The 16,556-nt window shown below is 67.9% G+C and carries 14 protein-coding genes; 6 read left to right on the forward strand and 8 right to left on the reverse strand.

From position 1 onward, the window contains the following. Positions 1 to 18 precede the first annotated feature (18 nt). The 3 genes from DVW87_RS08895 to DVW87_RS08905 are packed head-to-tail and all read right to left on the reverse strand — an operon-like array spanning position 19 to position 3,459. Positions 19 to 1,065 carry a phosphotransferase family protein gene (locus DVW87_RS08895; RefSeq protein ID WP_114687440.1) on the reverse strand — a complete coding sequence of 349 codons (1,047 nt, stop codon included), beginning with the start codon at positions 1,063 to 1,065 and terminating at the stop codon, positions 19 to 21. Between the two features lie 19 nt (positions 1,066 to 1,084). Further along, positions 1,085 to 2,167 (reverse strand): Zn-dependent alcohol dehydrogenase, encoded by a 1,083-nt coding sequence (locus tag DVW87_RS08900; protein ID WP_114687441.1) that lies wholly within the window; start codon positions 2,165 to 2,167, stop codon positions 1,085 to 1,087. Then, positions 2,167 to 3,459, reverse strand: coding sequence for an acyl-CoA dehydrogenase family protein (locus DVW87_RS08905; protein WP_114687442.1), 1,293 nt, complete (start codon positions 3,457 to 3,459; stop codon positions 2,167 to 2,169). The genes DVW87_RS08900 and DVW87_RS08905 overlap by 1 nt, the downstream gene beginning before the upstream one ends. Before the next feature lie 141 nt (positions 3,460 to 3,600). On the opposite strand from DVW87_RS08905, the gene DVW87_RS08910 reads away from it, so the two are divergent. Next, entirely contained in the window at positions 3,601 to 4,848 is a 1,248-nt protein-coding gene (locus tag DVW87_RS08910; RefSeq protein WP_114687443.1) for a TetR/AcrR family transcriptional regulator, read from the forward strand. Between the two features lie 6 nt (positions 4,849 to 4,854). On the opposite strand, the gene DVW87_RS08915 is transcribed toward DVW87_RS08910, so the two are convergent. Further along, a complete protein-coding gene (locus DVW87_RS08915) occupies positions 4,855 to 6,150 on the reverse strand; it encodes a sugar MFS transporter (protein ID WP_114687444.1) in 1,296 nt (431 codons plus the stop codon). Between the two features lie 132 nt (positions 6,151 to 6,282). Here DVW87_RS08915 and DVW87_RS08920 point away from each other — a divergent pair, with 132 nt between their 5' ends. Both DVW87_RS08920 and DVW87_RS18300 read left to right on the forward strand, forming a co-directional pair. Next, a complete protein-coding gene (locus DVW87_RS08920; protein ID WP_114687445.1) occupies positions 6,283 to 6,837 on the forward strand; it encodes a (2Fe-2S)-binding protein in 555 nt (184 codons plus the stop codon). A 632-nt stretch (positions 6,838 to 7,469) separates the two neighbouring features. Continuing rightward, entirely contained in the window at positions 7,470 to 7,907 is a 438-nt protein-coding gene (locus DVW87_RS18300; protein WP_239017833.1) for an RcnB family protein, read from the forward strand. 26 nt (positions 7,908 to 7,933) lie between these two features. On the opposite strand, the gene DVW87_RS08930 is transcribed toward DVW87_RS18300, so the two are convergent. Both DVW87_RS08930 and aspS read right to left on the reverse strand, forming a co-directional pair. After that, positions 7,934 to 8,722: a polyphosphate kinase 2 family protein gene (locus DVW87_RS08930; protein WP_114687447.1), complete on the reverse strand. Its 789-nt coding sequence runs from the start codon at positions 8,720 to 8,722 to the stop codon at positions 7,934 to 7,936. 35 nt (positions 8,723 to 8,757) lie between these two features. Then, the gene (aspS, locus tag DVW87_RS08935; RefSeq protein ID WP_114687448.1) at positions 8,758 to 10,581 is read right to left on the reverse strand and encodes an aspartate--tRNA ligase; all 1,824 of its coding nucleotides are present in this window, start codon (positions 10,579 to 10,581) and stop codon (positions 8,758 to 8,760) included. Between the two features lie 177 nt (positions 10,582 to 10,758). On the opposite strand from aspS, the gene rnd reads away from it, so the two are divergent. The 3 genes from rnd (at position 10,759) to metC (ending at position 14,225) form a co-directional block, all read left to right on the forward strand. Beyond that, positions 10,759 to 11,934: a ribonuclease D gene (rnd, locus tag DVW87_RS08940; RefSeq protein ID WP_114687449.1), complete on the forward strand. Its 1,176-nt coding sequence runs from the start codon at positions 10,759 to 10,761 to the stop codon at positions 11,932 to 11,934. A 149-nt stretch (positions 11,935 to 12,083) separates the two neighbouring features. Continuing rightward, the gene (gene sseA / locus DVW87_RS08945; RefSeq protein WP_114688156.1) at positions 12,084 to 12,923 is read left to right on the forward strand and encodes a 3-mercaptopyruvate sulfurtransferase; all 840 of its coding nucleotides are present in this window, start codon (positions 12,084 to 12,086) and stop codon (positions 12,921 to 12,923) included. 105 nt (positions 12,924 to 13,028) lie between these two features. Continuing rightward, entirely contained in the window at positions 13,029 to 14,225 is a 1,197-nt protein-coding gene (gene metC, locus DVW87_RS08950; RefSeq protein WP_114687450.1) for a cystathionine beta-lyase, read from the forward strand. A 3-nt stretch (positions 14,226 to 14,228) separates the two neighbouring features. Here the strand turns inward: metC and DVW87_RS08955 are convergent, their stop codons facing one another. Next, a complete protein-coding gene (locus tag DVW87_RS08955; RefSeq protein WP_114687451.1) occupies positions 14,229 to 15,347 on the reverse strand; it encodes a CaiB/BaiF CoA transferase family protein in 1,119 nt (372 codons plus the stop codon). Next, positions 15,347 to 16,531 (reverse strand): acyl-CoA dehydrogenase, encoded by a 1,185-nt coding sequence (locus DVW87_RS08960; RefSeq protein WP_114688157.1) that lies wholly within the window; start codon positions 16,529 to 16,531, stop codon positions 15,347 to 15,349. The genes DVW87_RS08955 and DVW87_RS08960 overlap by 1 nt, the downstream gene beginning before the upstream one ends. Between the last annotated feature and the right edge of the window lie 25 nt (positions 16,532 to 16,556).

A 16,556-nucleotide genomic window follows, 5' to 3' on the forward strand; every position in this document is an offset into this window, starting at 1 on the left:
TACTTCTCCCCCGTATCGTCAGGCGCCGGCCTGCTGCGCGAAGTTCCAGGCCGCGGCTGCCAGCATCGGCACGCGCGCGGCATGCGCCTCTGCCTTGGCGTTGGAGGCATTGCCCTCCAGCCAGCGCTTCTTGATGCCCTGCACGATGCTCATCAGGCGGAACATGCCGAACGCGAAATACCAGTTGAGGTCCGGAATGCCGTCACGTCCCGTGGCCGCGCAGTACCGCTCCACCATCTGTTCCACGGTGGGGATGCCGCTGTCGCCGCCGGACAGCCCGGCAATGCCCGCTCCGCCGTTGGGCGGCGTGAACCAGTTCATCAGCAGGTAGCTGAAATCCGCCATGGGATCGCCGAGCGTCGACAATTCCCAGTCCAGCACCGCCTTCACCCGCGGTTGGCCGGCATCGAAGATCATGTTGTCGATGCGATAGTCGCCATGGACGATGGAGGTACGCGTCTGCGGCGGCAGGGTGCGCGGCAGCCATTCGATCAGCCGCTCCACCTCGGGCAGCTCGTCGGTCTGCGCCAGCCGGTACTGCTTGGTCCAGCGACCCACCTGGCGCTCGAAATAGCTGCCCGGCTTGCCATAGTCGCCAAGGCCCGCCGCCCCGAAATCGATGCCGTGCAGCTCGGCGAGGCGGTCGACGATCTCGTGGTAGATGGCGGTGCGCTGCGCCGGCGCCTGGTCCGGCAAGGCACCGTTCCAGTGCGTGACGCCCCCGACCATCTCCATCACATAAAAGGCGGAACCGATCACCGCCTCGTCCTCGCAAAGGCCGTAAGGACGCGCGACCGGGAAGCCGGTCGGATGCAGGCCCGCGATCAGTCGGTACTCGCGCTCCACCGCATGCGCCGACGGCAGCAAAGGCCCGAACGGCTTGCGCCGCAGCACATAGGAGCCGCTTGCCGCATCGATGCGGTAGGTGGGATTGGATTGACCGCCGGGGAACTTGCCGTAGGTCAGCGGACCGGCAAAGCCCTCAACATGCGCCTCCATCCACCCGGCGAGGCGATCGGCGTCGAGATCGTGCACCGTCTCGAGCGCACCGGGCGCGGCGATCATGCCGGCATCGTCGGCTGCCTCAGTCAAAGGTAATCACCGAACGGGCGGCATCGCCCTTGCGGAGTTCGTCGAACGCCTCGTTGATCCGGCTGAGCGGCAGGCGCTCGGCGATGATCGTGTCGAGGTCGAGCAATCCGCGCAGGTAGAAATCTACCAGGCGCGGGATGTCCACCGGGAACCGGTTCGAGCCCATCAGCCCGCCCTGCAGCTTCTTGCCGGACAGCAGGTCCAGCGCCGACAACGCGACCCCGCTGGCCAGCGGCATCATGCCCAGGATCGTGGCGGTGCCGCCCCGCCGCAGCACGTTCACCGCGGTCTTCGCCGACGCCTCGCGCCCGACCGCCTCGATCGCGTGGTGCACGCCGCCGCGGGTGAGTTCCACCACCTCGGCCACCACGTTCTCAGCGGTGGCGTCATAGCTGTGCGTCGCGCCCAGTTTCTCGGCAAGCGCGCGCTTTTCCGGCACGGGGTCGAGCGCGATGATCTTGCCCGCGCCGGCGATCCTGGCCGCATTCACCGCGGCCAGCCCGATCCCGCCGCAGCCGACCACGCACACCGTTTCGCCCGGCGTCACGTCGGTGGTGTTGAACACCGCGCCGGCACCGGTGGTCACCGCACAGCCGAGCAGCGCCGCGCGATCGAGCGGCATGTCCGGGTCGATCGCCACGCAGGCATGCTCGTGCACCAGCATCATCTCGGCATAGGCCGACAGGTTCAGCATCTGGTGCACGGGCTGGCCGTCCATGCTGAGCCGCGGCGTCGATCCCCGCGGCCGCTTGACGTCGTTGGCGATGCACAGCGACATGCGCCCGGTGACGCAGAACTCGCAATGCCCGCAGAAGGCGGAAAGGCAGGTCACCACCGCATCGCCCGGCTTCACCGTGCGCACCTCGGACCCGACCGCCTCCACGATGCCCGCCGCCTCGTGCCCCGGAATGCCCGGCAGCGGCGTGGGATAGGCGCCGTCCACGAAGTGCAGGTCCGACCGGCAGACGCCGCAGGCGACGGTGCGGATCAGCACCTCGTGCGCGCCGGGCTTGTCGACCTGGACCTCGCGGATCTCCAGCGGCTGCTTCGCCTCGAACAGGACTGCGGCCTTCATCAGCGGGACACCGCCATGTCGCCGCTGGAGAAGTCGCGCGCGGCTTCCGCCTTGTAGTCGGCATGTTTGCCGAATTCATGGCGCGCGATGGCGCGTGCATGCACCTCGTCCGGCCCGTCGGCAAAGCGCAGCGTGCGCAGGCTGGCCCAGGCATGCGCCAGGTGGAAGTCGTCGGAAACGCCGCCGCCGCCATGCGCCTGGATGGCATCGTCGAAGATCTGCAGGGCCATGGTCGGCGCCTGCACCTTGATCATCGCGATCTCCTGTTGCGCGCTCTTGTTGCCGGCACGATCCATCATGTCGGCCGCCTTCAGGCAGAGAAGGCGCGTCATCTCGATGTCGATGCGTGCGCGCGCCACGCGCATTTCCCAGATCGAATGGTCGGAAATGCGCTTGCCGAACGCGACGCGGCTTTGCAGCCGCTTGGCCATCGCCTCGAGCCCGGTCTCGGCGACGCCGATCGTGCGCATGCAATGGTGGATGCGGCCCGGCCCCAGGCGGCCTTGCGCGATCTCGAACCCGCGGCCTTCGCCGAGCAGCAGGTTCTCCACCGGCACGCGCACGTTTTCCAGCACCACTTCGCCGTGCCCGTGCGGCGCGTGATCATACCCGTACACCGAAAGCATGCGCTCGATGCGTACGCCGGGCGTGTCCATGGGCACCAGGATCTGGCTCTGCTGCGCGTGGCGCTTTGCCTCGGGATCGGTCTTGCCCATCACGATCGCGACCTTGCAGCGGGGATCGCCCACCCCGCTGGACCACCATTTGCGGCCGTTGATGACATAATGGTCGCCGTCGCGCTCGATGCGGGTCTCGATGTTGGTGGCATCGGAGGAGGCGACCGCGGGCTCCGTCATCAGGAAGGCGGATCGGATCGTGCCGTCCATCAGCGGGCGGAGCCACTGCTCCTTCTGCTCGCGGGTGCCGTAGCGGTGGAACACCTCCATGTTGCCGGTGTCCGGCGCCGAGCAGTTGAAACACTCGCTGGCCCAGCCGACCTTGCCCATCTCCTCGGCGCAGAGCGCATATTCGAGGTTGGTGAGCTGCGTGCCCTCGAACTCGAACGTGTCGTCCACATGGCTCTGCCCGGAATGCGGCGGCATGAAGAAGTTCCACAGACCCTGCGCCCTAGCGATCTCCTTCACTTCCTCGATCACCGGGATCACCTTCCAGCGCTCCCCGCTGTGTGATTGCTCGTGATAGAGGTGCTGGCGCGGCCTGATCTCCTTCTCGATGAAGGCCGCCACACGATCGCGGAAATACGTCTCGCGTTCGCTCAGCGTGAAATCCATGCCACCGCTCCTCGCTTTATGCTTCTCGAGGGGCGGGGTAGACCATACCCGCTTTTCGGTAAAGCGACTTTGCACGAACATCCCGCTGCGTCGCGGCACGTCCGAAAAGGGACTGCCCCTTCAAAAGGAAGTTGCTAGACCATGACAATGGCCACCAGCATCGACCCGCCGCAGGAGGATCTCGGCACCAAGCGTTTTCGGGCGAAGCGCGATGCGATCCTTGCCGCCGCAGCGCAGGCGATCAACGAGCAATCGGCCAAGGGCATGACCTTTGCCGACGTCGCACAGCGCGTGGGCCTGAACACCACCAGCGTGACCTATTACTTCAAGCGCAAGGACGACCTCGCCTTTGCCGCTTTCGAATCCACGCTGGACCGGCTTCAGGCGATGCTCGACGAGGCGGCGGAGGAGGCGACGCCGCGCGCGCGCGTCGCGAAATTCCTGTCGCTCAACATGGCGCGCCTCACCCGCATCGCCGATGGCGTGGAGCAGCCTATGGCCGTGCTGTCCGATCTGCGCGCCATGGAAGAGCCGATGCTCACCCCGCTGATGAACGGCTGGCGCGAGGTGTTCCGCAAGACGCGCAGCCTGTGGGGCGCCGCGGCGAACCGGACCCAGACGGACCTGTTCGGCGCCCGCGCGCACGTGCTGCTGGAGAACACCTTCTGGGTGCCGGTATGGCTCAACCGGTACGAGCGGGACCAGTACGAGCGGGTCGAGGATCGACTGTTCGATGTGTTCGATCACGGCATCGCAGCCGGCGACGCGCGCTGGACGCCGCGCCTGCTCGATCTCAGCCACGAAACCGCCGAGCCGGGTCGCGAGGCGTTCCTGCTGGCCGCCACGCGGCTCATCAACGAACTGGGCTATCGCGGCGCCAGCGTGCAGCGGATCGCCTCTGAGCTGAACGTCACCAAGGGCAGCTTCTACCACCACCTCGATGCCAAGGACGATCTGGTGATCGCCTGCTACCAGCGCAGTTTCGACACCATCGCCGATGCGCAGCGACTGGCCGAGACGCGGGGCGGCAGCCACTGGCACCGCTTGTCCAGCATCATGGCCACGCTGCTGGACGTCCAGTTCTCCCACCGCGGACCGTTGCTGCGCACCACCGCCCTGTCCGGCCTGCCCGGCAACGTGCGGCAGGACATGGTGGACCGCTCCAATCGCATCGCCCGGCGCTATGCCGGCATGATGATGGACGGGGTGGCCGAGGGCTCGATCCGGCCCATCGACTCGCTGGTGGCGGCGCAGGCGCTGATGGCGCTCCAGAACGCCGCCTTTGACATGCGCAAATGGGCGGCCACCATGCCGCGGGAGCGCGCGATCGCCTTTTACGCCTCGACTCTCGCCTTCGGCCTGTTCGACGATCGCGTGCTGGACGCCTGAGCCTCCTCAGGCGTCCGCGTAATCGGGCGCGGGCCGGCGGGCATAAAGCCCGAAGCCGCAGATCACCGCATAGCAGATCGCCGGCAGCGCCAGCGCCAGCGCCAGGCTGCCCGACGCATCCGCCAGCGCGCCGGTGGCCAGCGGCACCACGGCGCCGCCGAAAATCGCCACGTTGATGATCCCCGAGCCATCCGCCGCGCGGGCGCCGAGCTTCTCGCTCGCCAGGCTGAAGATCGTCGGGAACATGATCGAGTTCATGAAGCCGATCGCCAGCAGACTGTAGCCCGAGACGGTGCCGCTGCTCTGCGTCGAGATCAGGATCAGCGCGATGGCGCCGATCGCCACGCCGGCGAGCACCTTGCCCGGATTGATGTAGCGCAGCACCAGCGAGCCGATGAAACGGCCGATCATCGCCCCGCCCCAGTAGAGCGGGATCAGCTTGCCCGCCGCGCCGGAGTCGATGGCGAGCACGCCTGGCTGCGACAGGTAGCTGACGATCAGCGAGCCGATCGAGACCTCCGCCCCCACATACAGGAAGATGCACAGCGCGCCGAGCGCGAACCGCGGGCGCCGCAGCAGGTCGAAGCCGGCAAGGCTGCCCCCCGCCTGATGCCCCTCGCCCTTCAGCGCATTGCGGAACATCCACACCACCGCGGCGACGATCGCGAGCGCGACCGCAAGCCCGAGATAGCCGTTGACGATCGCCTGGCTCTCCGCCGCGCGGTATGCGTCCAGGGCAGCGCCGCTCAACGTGTCCGCGCTCTGGCTCGCCAGGCTGCCAAGAATGATGATCGCGCCGAAAAAGGGGAAAATGGTGGTGCCCAGCGAGTTGAACGCCTGCGCGAAGGTCAGCCGGCTGGACGCCGTTTCAGGCTTGCCGAGCAGGGTGATGAGCGGGTTGGCGACGACCTGCACGATCACCACGCCGCTCGCCAGCACGAACAGCGCGAACAGGAACAGCGCATAAACGGCGTTGCTCGAGGCAGGGATGAAGAGCAGGCAGCCCACCAGCATCATCATCAGCCCGGCCGCCGCGCCGCGCATATAGCCGATGCGCTTCACCAGCATGGCGCCGGGGATGCCGACCACCAGATAGGCGGTGAAGAAGCAGAACTGCACCAGCATCGCCTGGGTGTAGTTGAGCGTGAACAGCTCCTTCAGCTTCGGGATGATGACATCGTTCAGGCTGGTGATGCCGCCGAAGATGAAGAACAGCGCGAACACGAAGAATTGCAGGTGCGGAGCGTTGACGCCCTGGGTGCCTCCGCCGGAAGCGTGTTGGCTGGATGTGTCCGCGTGCATGCCTCGGAGGCCCCTCTCTGTCGCTTGTGTTGCCGCTCTTTCCTCCGAACCGCGGCGAAAGGCAAATGCCGGCTGCCCCATGCTTGTCGGCGGCCTTTGCCCGCGGCCGGAGCCTGGGCTAGGGTCGCAGGCATGACGCGCTTCACCGTGAACAATCAGGCGGTCGAATATCGGCTCGATCCGGAAACGCCTTTGCTCTGGGCGCTGCGCGATGCATCCAACCTGACCGGCACCAAATACGGATGCGGTGTTGGCCAGTGCGGCGCGTGCACGGTGGATATCGACGGACGGGCGGTGCGATCCTGCCAGGTGCCGATCGGCTCGATCGAGGGCAGTTTCGTCACCACGGTCGAAGGGCTGTCGCGCGATCGCAGCCACCCGGTACAGCTTGCGTGGATGGCCGAGAATGTCGGCCAGTGCGGTTTCTGCACGCCGGGTATGGTGATGGCGGCCGCGGCCCTGCTCAAGCGCGTGCGCGATCCCTCCGAGGAGGAGATCCGCGCGTCGATCACCAACCTGTGCCGATGCGGCGTGTATCCGCGCATCGTCGAGGCGGTGCAGCGCGCCGGGCGAATCGCGCGCGGCGACGAGCGGGTGGCGCCGGTCGCCCGCCCGGGCACCAGTCCCGCCGAAGCGTCGCGCACCGTTCCGGCGCTCACGCCGGCGCGCGACGACAAAGCTTTCTGATCGCTGTCACGGCAATTCAGTATCCGCTCATCGCTGTTCTTCCATATTCCAGTCATGATCGGGCCGGCAGGTGCGCCGGCGATTGGAAGGCCTGGAGAATGCGGATCTCGTTACTTGCGGCGCTGATGGCTGCGGCGATTGTTCCGGTGCCCGCATTGGCGCAGGACAGCGCGAATGGGACGCCGAACTCCGGCCTCTCGCGGCGGGGCGAGTGGCGCGCGATGCGCGAGGCTGCGGGCGAACGCCCCCGGCCCGTTCCTGCGCCGGCAGCGCCCGGCAACACCGGCGGATCGCCGCCCGCGACTCGCCCCCAATGGCAGCGCTCCGCCGGTGGTGACGCTCCCGGGCGAGGCGATTGGCAGCGGCCGGATAGAGGCCTAGGCGGTCGCCCGAACTTCCAGCAGCCGGGACCCGGTGACGGAACCCGTCCGAACTGGCAGCGGCCCAACGCCCAGCGGCCTGCGCCAGGCTCGGAGCGGCCAAACTGGCAGCGTCCGAGCGGCAACGGGTTCAATCGCGCGGACCGGCCGGGCGGCGATCGACCCGGCTTTCAGCGTCCTGACGGCAATGGCTTCAATCGGCCGGGCGGACCGGGCGCCAGCCGTCCTGGCTTTCAGCGCCCCGACCGCGCGGTGGGCGGGCGGCCGGACTGGACCCGCCCTGCACCGGATCGTGGCGCGGCGCGGCATGACTGGACGCGCAGCGGAGCCGACTGGCGCGACGGCGTGCGCGACCGCTGGGACACGCGGGACCGGATGGAGTGGAACCGCAACTGGCGACGCGATAGCCGTTACGATTACGGCCGCTATCGCGCGCAGAACCGCAGCCTCTATCGCCTCCCGCTTTATTACGCGCCGAGCAGCTGGAGCTATGGCTATCGCCGGTTCGGCATTGGCTTCACGCTAAGCTCGATCCTGTTCGACCAGAGCTACTGGATCGACGATCCGATCTCTTACCGCCTGCCCCCCGCCTATGGGCCGTATCGCTGGGTGCGCTACTACAACGATGCGCTGCTGGTGGATGTGCGCAGCGGCCAGGTGGTGGACGCGATCTACGACATCTTCTGGTAAGCCGGGCGGAGCCGGGCGCGACGGGTTCAATCGCGCCCGTTTTCCCCGCCCAACGCGGTGCGGGCGATCTTCTCCACCTCCGGATCGAGCGGCGGCGGCGTCATGTCCACCGCTGCCTCCAGCCGGTCCGCGATGTACGTCAGCGCGGCGATCCGCGCGGCCTTCTTGTCGTTGCCGTCGATCACCGTCCAGGGCGCCACGGGCGTGTCCGTGTGCTTGAACATGGCGTGCATGGCATGGAGATAGTCGTCGCGCCTCGCCCGGTTGCGGTAATCGTCCGCCCCGGTCTTCCACCGCTTCCACGGATGATCCAGCCGCGCGAGCAGGCGGCGATCCTGCTCGTCCTGCGTGGTGTGCACGAACAGCTTGATCACCGTCGCGCCCGCCTCCACCTGCTGCTGCTCGAAGGCGTTGATCTCGCCGAAGGCGCGCTTCCAGTCGGGCTTGCTCGCATAGCCCTCCACCCGCTCCACCAGCACGCGGCCGTACCAGCTGCGGTCGAACACGGCGATGTCGCCCTTGGCCGGCAGCCGCCGCCAGAAGCGCCAGAGGAAATGGCGCGCGAGTTCCTCTTCGGTGGGCGCCTTGATTGGCCAGACCTCGAAGTTGCGCGGGTCCCATTCGGCGGTCAGGCGCTGGATGATGCCGCCCTTGCCGGCGGCGTCCCACCCCTCGAACAGGATGATCGCCGGCCGGCGGTGCACGATGTGCGCGACCTGGATGTGCGCCAGCCGCTCCTGCAGGCTGGCCAGTTGCTTGTCGTACTTGCCGTCGAACGGCGTGCCCGCTTCGAAGTCGGAGAGCTTGATGGTCATGGGGGCAAGAGCGCTGTCCTGCCCCTTCGGTTCCCTCAGCCGGCGCTGGGCGCGACCGTCGCGTCGACATTGACAGCGCGCGCCGGCGCCTGCTCGACCACGCGCACCGACAGTTCGCGCAGCTGCTTGGCACCTGCCGGGGACGGCGCGCCCATCAGCAGGTCCTCGGCGCGCTGGTTCATCGGGAACAGCGTGATCTCGCGCAGGTTCTGCGCGCCGCACAGCAGCATCACGATGCGGTCGACGCCCGCCGCCATGCCGCCGTGCGGCGGCGCGCCGTACTGGAACGCGCGATACAGGCCGCCGAAGCGCTCCTCCACGTCCGCCTTGCTCAGGCCGACCAATTCGAACGCCTTGACCATGGTTTCTGGCGACTGGTTGCGGATCGAGCCGGACGCGATCTCATAGCCGTTGCAGACCATGTCGTACTGGAACGCCTTCAGGCTCAGCGGATCGGGGCCGTTCAGCCCTTCCAGCCCGCCCTGCGGCATGGAGAACGGGTTGTGCGCGAAGTCGAGCTTCTTCTCGTCCTCGTCATATTCATAGAACGGGAAGTCCACGATCCAGCACAGGGCAAAGCGGTCCTTGTCGATCAGGTCCAGCTGCTCAGCCGTCCGGGTGCGGGCGAGGCCGGCGAGCTTGGCCGCCTGCGCCGCCTTGCCGGCCGCGAAGAACACGCCGTCATTGGGTCCGAGGCCCAGCGCTTCGATCAGCTTCGCGGTGGCTTCCTCGCCATGGTTCTTGGCGATCGGGCCGCCGGGCACGCCGTCCTTGATGTTGATATAGCCAAGGCCGGAATAGCCCTCCCCGCGCGCCCAGACGTTCATGTCGTCGAAGAACTTGCGGCTGCCGGCCCCGGCCCCCGGCGCCGGGATCGCGCGGATCACGCCGCCGCTCTCCACGATGCCGGCGAAGATGCCGAAGCCGGAGCCAACGAAATGGTCGGTCACGTCGGTGATCTCGATCGGGTTGCGCAGGTCCGGCTTGTCCGAGCCGTATTTCAGCATCGCCGTGTCGTACGGGATGCGCGGGAACTCGCCCGCCGGCGTGACCGGCTTGCCCTCGGCGAACTGCTCGAAGATGCCGGCGACCACCGGCTCCATCGTCGTCCACACGTCTTCCTGCGTGACGAAGCTCATCTCCAGGTCGAGCTGGTAGAACTCGCCCGGCAGGCGATCGGCGCGCGGGTCCTCGTCGCGGAAGCAGGGCGCGATCTGGAAATAGCGGTCGAACCCGGCGACCATCAACAGCTGCTTGTACTGCTGCGGCGCCTGGGGAAGCGCGTAGAACTTGCCGGGGTGGATACGGCTGGGCACCAGGAAATCGCGCGCGCCCTCTGGCGAGGAAGCGGTGAGGATCGGGGTGGAATATTCCGTGAAACCAGCATCTTCCATGCGGCGGCGCATGTCGCGGATGATCTTCGTGCGGGTGACGATGTTGGCGTGCAGCGTCTCCCGGCGCAGGTCCAGGAAGCGATAGCGCAGGCGGATGTCCTCGGGATATTCCTGCTCGCCCGCCACCGGCAGCGGAAGCTCCGCCGCCTCGCTCTGCACCGTCACGCCGCGCGCGAAGACCTCGATTTCGCCGGTCGCCAGGTTGGGGTTCACCGTGCCGGCGGAACGCGCCTTCACGCTGCCGTCGATGGTGACGACGCTCTCGACCCGCAGGCCCTCCAGCACCGGCAGCGCCGGGCTGTCGCTGTCGGCGACGATCTGGGTGATGCCATAATGGTCGCGCAGATCGACAAACAGCACGCCGCCATGGTCGCGCTTGCGATGGATCCAGCCGGACAGGCGGACATCGGTGCCGACATCGGCGGCGGTCAGCGCGGCGCAGGTGTGCGAACGATAGGCGTGCATGGTGGTTCTCGCGTGTGTGTCATCCACCATGCGCGTTCTCGGCAGGCCGTGGGTCGGGCGGCGAGCAAGCCGCGACTTGACCCCGGCCTGCGCCGGGGTGGCGATGGTGCGGGTGGTTGGCGCTTCCCCTTCCAACCCCTCTTTGTCAAGCCGCGCCCATGGGGCTATGGCGGGGCGATGCATATCCATCCGTTGATTACCGACAGCGCCAGCCTCGCCAATCTCTGCACCCGGCTCGCCCAATCAGACTTCGTGTGCGTGGACACCGAATTCATGCGCGAGAACACGTTCTGGCCGGAGCTCTGCCTGATCCAGATCGCCGACGAGAACGAAGCCGCGGCGATCGACCCCAAGGCCCCGGGGCTGGACCTTGCCCCGCTGCTGGAATTGATGGTCGCCAACGAAGACGTGCTGAAGGTCTTCCACGCCGGCGGGCAGGATCTGGAGATCGTCTACAACCTCACCGGCAAGACGCCGCATCCGCTGTTCGACACGCAGATCGCGGCCATGGCGCTCGGCCAGGGCGAGCAGATCGGCTATTCGAACCTCGTCGATGCCTGGCTCGGGCTTCAGATCGACAAGGGCGCGCGGTTCACCGACTGGTCGCGCCGGCCGCTCGATGCGCGGCAGATCGACTACGCGATCGGCGATGTGACCCATCTCGCCAAGATCTTTCCAAAGATGCTGGAACGGCTGCGGCGCACGGGCCGGGGCGCCTGGCTCGACCAGGAAATGGAGCGGATCGGCGACCCGGCCAACTACGCCAACGATCCCGACGAGGCATGGCGGCGCATCCGCGTGCCCAGCCGCAAGGCGGACGTGCTCGGCCGGCTGAAGTCGCTCGCCCGCTGGCGGGAGCTGGAGGCGCGCGGCAAGGACCTGCCCCGCGGCCGCATCGTCAAGGACGAGACGCTGGCCGACCTCGCCAGCCATCCGCCGCGCCGCCAGGCCGATCTCGCCAAGGTGCGCGGCCTGTCGCAGACCTGGGCGGCCAACGATATCGGCGGCCGGCTGATGGCGGCGATCGAGTCGGCGGTGCCGATGCCGGCGGACGAGATGCCCGCGCGGGAGGACCGCAAGTCCGGCCTCGGCAAGGACGGCGCGCTGGTCGCGGACCTCCTCAAGCTGCTGCTGAAGATCCGCGCCAAGGAGATCGACGTGGCCTCCCGCCTGCTCGCCCGTTCCGACGATCTGGAAGCACTGGCCGCCGGGCAGCGCGATGGCCTGTCCATGCTCCAGGGCTGGCGTTTCGAGCAGTTCGGCCGCGACGCTCTGGCGCTGGTCGAGGGGCGGCTGGCCTTCGCCGTGAAGAACGGCAAGCTGAAGATGACGCGGGCGGAAGACGAGGCCTGACGCTCGCCGCCCGCGCTTCGAGTCGCGCGCGCTCGCGGGCGGCGCCCGGATGCGCGCCGCTACGGCAGCGCCGATTTCGCGCCGGCTCGACGCCCCCGCCGGGCAAAGCTACACTCCTGCGCAACGACAAGAAGCGCGAGGAGATGACCATGGACGCCCTGGTGACAACCGATTGGCTGCAGAACGAGCGCGAGGCGATCGACTTGCGGATCGTGGATGCGACCTACCTGCTGCCCACCGACGGGCGCGATGCGGCGGCGGAATATGAGGCGGCGCACATTCCCGGCGCGGTGTTCATGGACCTGGCCGAGCTCGCCGACACCTCGACCGATCTGCCCTCCATGCTGCCGAGCCCGGAGAAGTTCGCCAGCCGCATGCAGTCGCTGGGCCTCGGCGACGGCAGCCGCATCGTGCTTTATGACAACTCGCCCTATCACACCGCAGCGCGCGCCTGGTGGATGCTGCGCGTGTTCGGCGCACATGACGTGGCGCTCCTCGACGGCGGCTTCGCAAAATGGCAGTCGGAGGGGCGCGAGGTCGCCAGCGGCAAGGAGCAGCTGCGCCATCGCCATTTCACCGTCTGGGCCGACAACAAGACCGTCCGCACGCTGGACCAGATGAAGGCCAATGTGGACAGCGGCGCCGAGCAGGTGCTGGACGCCCGTTCCGCCGCGCGCTTCTCCGGCGAGGAGCCCGATCCACGTCCGGCGACGCATCCCGGCCATATCCCCGGCTCGAAGAACCTGCCGCAGGGCCAGCTGTTCAACGCGGATGGGACGTGGAAGACCGGCGACGCCCTGCGCGCCGCGTTCGAGGGTGCGGGGATCGACATCGAGAAGCCGGTGGTCACCACCTGCGGCTCGGGCATCACCGCGGCGGTGCTGGCGTTCGGGCTGCACCTGCTGGGCAAGCAGGCCGCCCTGTATGACGGCAGCTGGTCGGAATGGGGCGCCGATCGCTCCACGCCCAAGGCGATGGGCGCGGCCTGAGCGCATTCTCCGTTCGTGCCGAGCTTGTCGAAGCACCGTTCTTCTTTATGAACCCCGCTAAAGAAGAGCAGCCCGTCGACAAGCTCAGGGCGAACGGAGATCCCGATGTCCTCGCCTGCCGACAAGCAACCCGCCACCCGCGTCGTCCAGGCCGGCCGCCGCAAGGAATGGACGGGCGGCATCGTCAACCCGCCCGTCTGGCGCGCCTCCACCATCCTCTACGATTCGGTGGCCGATCTGCGCGCCGCCGGCAGCCGGGACGATCCGCACCGTCTGTTCTACGGGCGGCGCGGCACGCCCACCCAGTGGAGCCTGGCCGAGGCGCTGACCGAGCTGGAGCCGGGCGCGGCGGGCACCTATCTCTATTCGTCCGGCGTGACCGCGATCACCGCAGCCTTGCTGTCGGTGCTCTCGCCCGGGGACGAGCTGCTGCTGGTCGACTCGGCCTATGATCCCACGCGCAACTTCGCCAACGGCTTTCTCCAGCGGATGGGCATCACCACCCGCTTCTACGACCCGCTGATCGGCGGCGGCATTGCCGATCTGATCGGCGAGCGAACGCGGGCGATCTTCCTCGAAAGCCCGGGCAGCCTCACCTTCGAGGTGCAGGACGTCCCCGCCATCGTCGCCGTCGCGCGCGCGCGGGGCATCGTCACCCTGCTGGACAATACCTGGGCGACCCCGCTGCTGTTTCCCGCGATCGCCAGGGGCGTGGACATGACGATCCTAGCGGCGACCAAATATGTGGTCGGCCATTCGGACGTGATGCTCGGCTCCGTCACGACCACGCCCGAACGCTGGGCGCCGCTGGTCGAAACCAGCCGCGCTTTGGGTCTGATGGTGAGCCCGGACGACGCCTGGCTCGGCGCCCGCGGCCTGCGCACCATGGCGCTGCGGCTCAGGCAGCATGGCGAAAGCGCGCTCGCCATCGCGCGCTGGCTGGGCGAACAGCCAGAGGTAGCGACCGTGCTGCACCCCGCCCTGCCCGCCTGTCCCGGCCACGACCTGTTCGTCCGCGACTTCGAGGGACCGGCGGGCCTGTTCGCCTTTGCCCTGCAGGGCGGCGGGGAAGCGGCACGCGCCGCGCTGATCGACGGGCTCGACCATTTCGGCATCGGCTATAGCTGGGGCGGGTACGAAAGCCTCGCTCTGCCGATCGACCCGCAACGCTTCCGCAGCGTGACCAGGCCGCAGTTCGCCGGGCCGCTCGTCCGCCTCCAGATCGGGCTGGAGGACACCGCCGACCTGATCGACGATCTCGCCCACGGCCTTGCCCGCTTTCGCGCTGCCCGCGACGGCTGAGCCTCAGCTTGTCGGCAGTGCGGGGCTCGGCCGGTCGGAAACCATCCGCTCGCCGTCGATCACGATCGGGCTCGCGATCCCGGGAATGCCGTCCCGCGCGATCTCCATGCCGCGATGCCTCACTTGGGGATCGGCAAAGGCCTCCGCGATCGAATTGATCGGCCCGGCGGGGATGCCCGCTTCCTCCAGGTTCCAGGCGAGATCGGCCTTGCGCCACCCGCCGATCGCCGCCTCCAGCAGCGGGATCAACGCCGCCCGGTTCGTCACCCGCGCGGCGTTGGTGGCGAAGCGCGCGTCGTCGGCCAGTCCGATGTCCAGCACCCGGCAAAGGCTGCGAAACTGGGCGTCGTTGCCCACCGCGATGATGAGTTCGCCATCGCTCGCGTGAAACGCCTGGTAGGGCACCAGATTGGCATGGCCGTTCCCCGCCCTGCCCGGTGCCTTGCCGGACACGAACCAGTTCATCGCCTGGTTGGCGAGCACCGCCACCTGCGTGTCGAGCAGCGCCATGTCGATATGCGCGCCTTGGCCCGTCTCGTCGCGCCGGCGCAGCGCCGCCAGGATCGCCACCGCGGAATAGACGCCGGTGAAGATGTCGGCATAGGCGATGCCCGCCTTTTGCGGCTCGCCATCGGGCTCCCCGTTGATCGACATGAACCCGCCGATCCCCTGCGCGATGAAATCGTATCCTGCGCGGTGAGCATAGGGCCCGTCCTGGCCGAAGCCGGTGATCGAGCAGGTGACGAGCCGCGGGTTGACTGCCGCCATGCTGGCATGGTCGAGCCCGTATTTGACCAGCCCGCCGACCTTGTAGTTCTCGATCACCACATCGGCGTCCGCCACTAGCGCGCGCACCGCCGCCTGGCCGTCGGGCGTGGCGATATCGATCGCCCGCGCCGTCTTGCCGCGATTGGCCGCATGGTAATAGGCCGCCCCGAGCGACCCGCCGTCCGGCCCGGTGACGAAGGGCGGACCCCAGCCACGCGTGTCGTCGCCCGCGCCCGGCCGCTCGATCTTGACCACCTCCGCGCCCAGATCGGCGAGCAACTGCCCGCACCATGGCCCGGCGAGGATGCGCGCGAGTTCCACCACCCGCACGCCGGCGAGCGGCCGCTCCCCCATCAGAATGCCGCCAGCCCCGTGATCGCGCGGCCGAGGATCAGCGCATGCACGTCATGCGCGCCCTCATAGGTGTTCACCGTCTCCAGGTTCATCAGATGGCGCATGACCTGATACTCGCCTGAAATGCCGTTGCCGCCATGCATGTCGCGGCTCACCCGCGCGATATCCAGCGCCTTGCCGACATTGTTGCGTTTGACGATCGAAACCATCTCCGGCGCGAACCGGCCCTCGTCCATCAGGCGGCCCACGCGCAAGGACGCTTGCAGGCCCAGCGCGATCTCCGTCTCCATGTCGGCCAGCTTCTTCTGGAACAGCTGGCGGCCGGCGAGCGGGGTGCCGAACTGCTTGCGGTCCAGCCCGTACTGGCGCGCCGCATGGAAGCAGAACTCCGCCGCGCCCAGCGCCCCCCAGCTGATGCCGTAACGCGCACGGTTGAGGCAGCCGAACGGGCCCTTCAGCCCCTCCACGTTCGGCAACAGCGCGTCCTCGCCGACCTCCACCTCGTCCATCATCACCATGCCGGTGATCGACGCGCGGAGCGAAAGCTTGCCCTCGATTTTCGGCGCGGATAGGCCCTTCATGCCCTTTTCCAGCACGAAGCCGCGGATCGCGCCTCCATGGTCGTCGGATTTCGCCCAGATGACGAATACATCGGCGATCGGCGCATTCGAGATCCAGGTCTTGGCGCCGGAAATGACGTAGCCGCCCTCCGTCTTCTTGGCCCGCGTGGTCATGCCGCCGGGATCTGAACCGGCGTCGGGCTCGGTCAGTCCGAAGCAGCCGATATACTCGCCCGATGCGAGCTTCGGCAGGTAGCGTCGCTTCTGCTCCTCCGATCCGTAGGCGTAGATCGGGTACATGACGAGGCTCGACTGCACGCTCATCATCGAGCGGTAGCCCGAGTCGATCCGCTCCACCTCGCGTGCGACCAGCCCGTAGCTGACATAGTTCGCGCCGACGCCGCCATATTCCTCCGGCACGGTCGGGCCGAGCAAACCCAGCTCGCCCATTTCGCGGAAGATCGCGGGATCGGTATGCTCGTGCTGGAATGCCTCCACGATGCGCGGGGCCAGCCGGTCATCGGCATAGGCGCGCGCGGTGTCGCGGATCATCCGCTCGTCTTCGGAAAGCTGGTCGTCCAGCAGGAACGGGTCCGACCAGTCGAAACGCGCCATTCCTGCCATCATGCTCTCCAAAAAACGCGCGGCG

The organism is Sphingomonas aracearum (assembly GCF_003345355.1).
Taxonomy (GTDB): domain Bacteria; phylum Pseudomonadota; class Alphaproteobacteria; order Sphingomonadales; family Sphingomonadaceae; genus Sphingomonas; species Sphingomonas aracearum.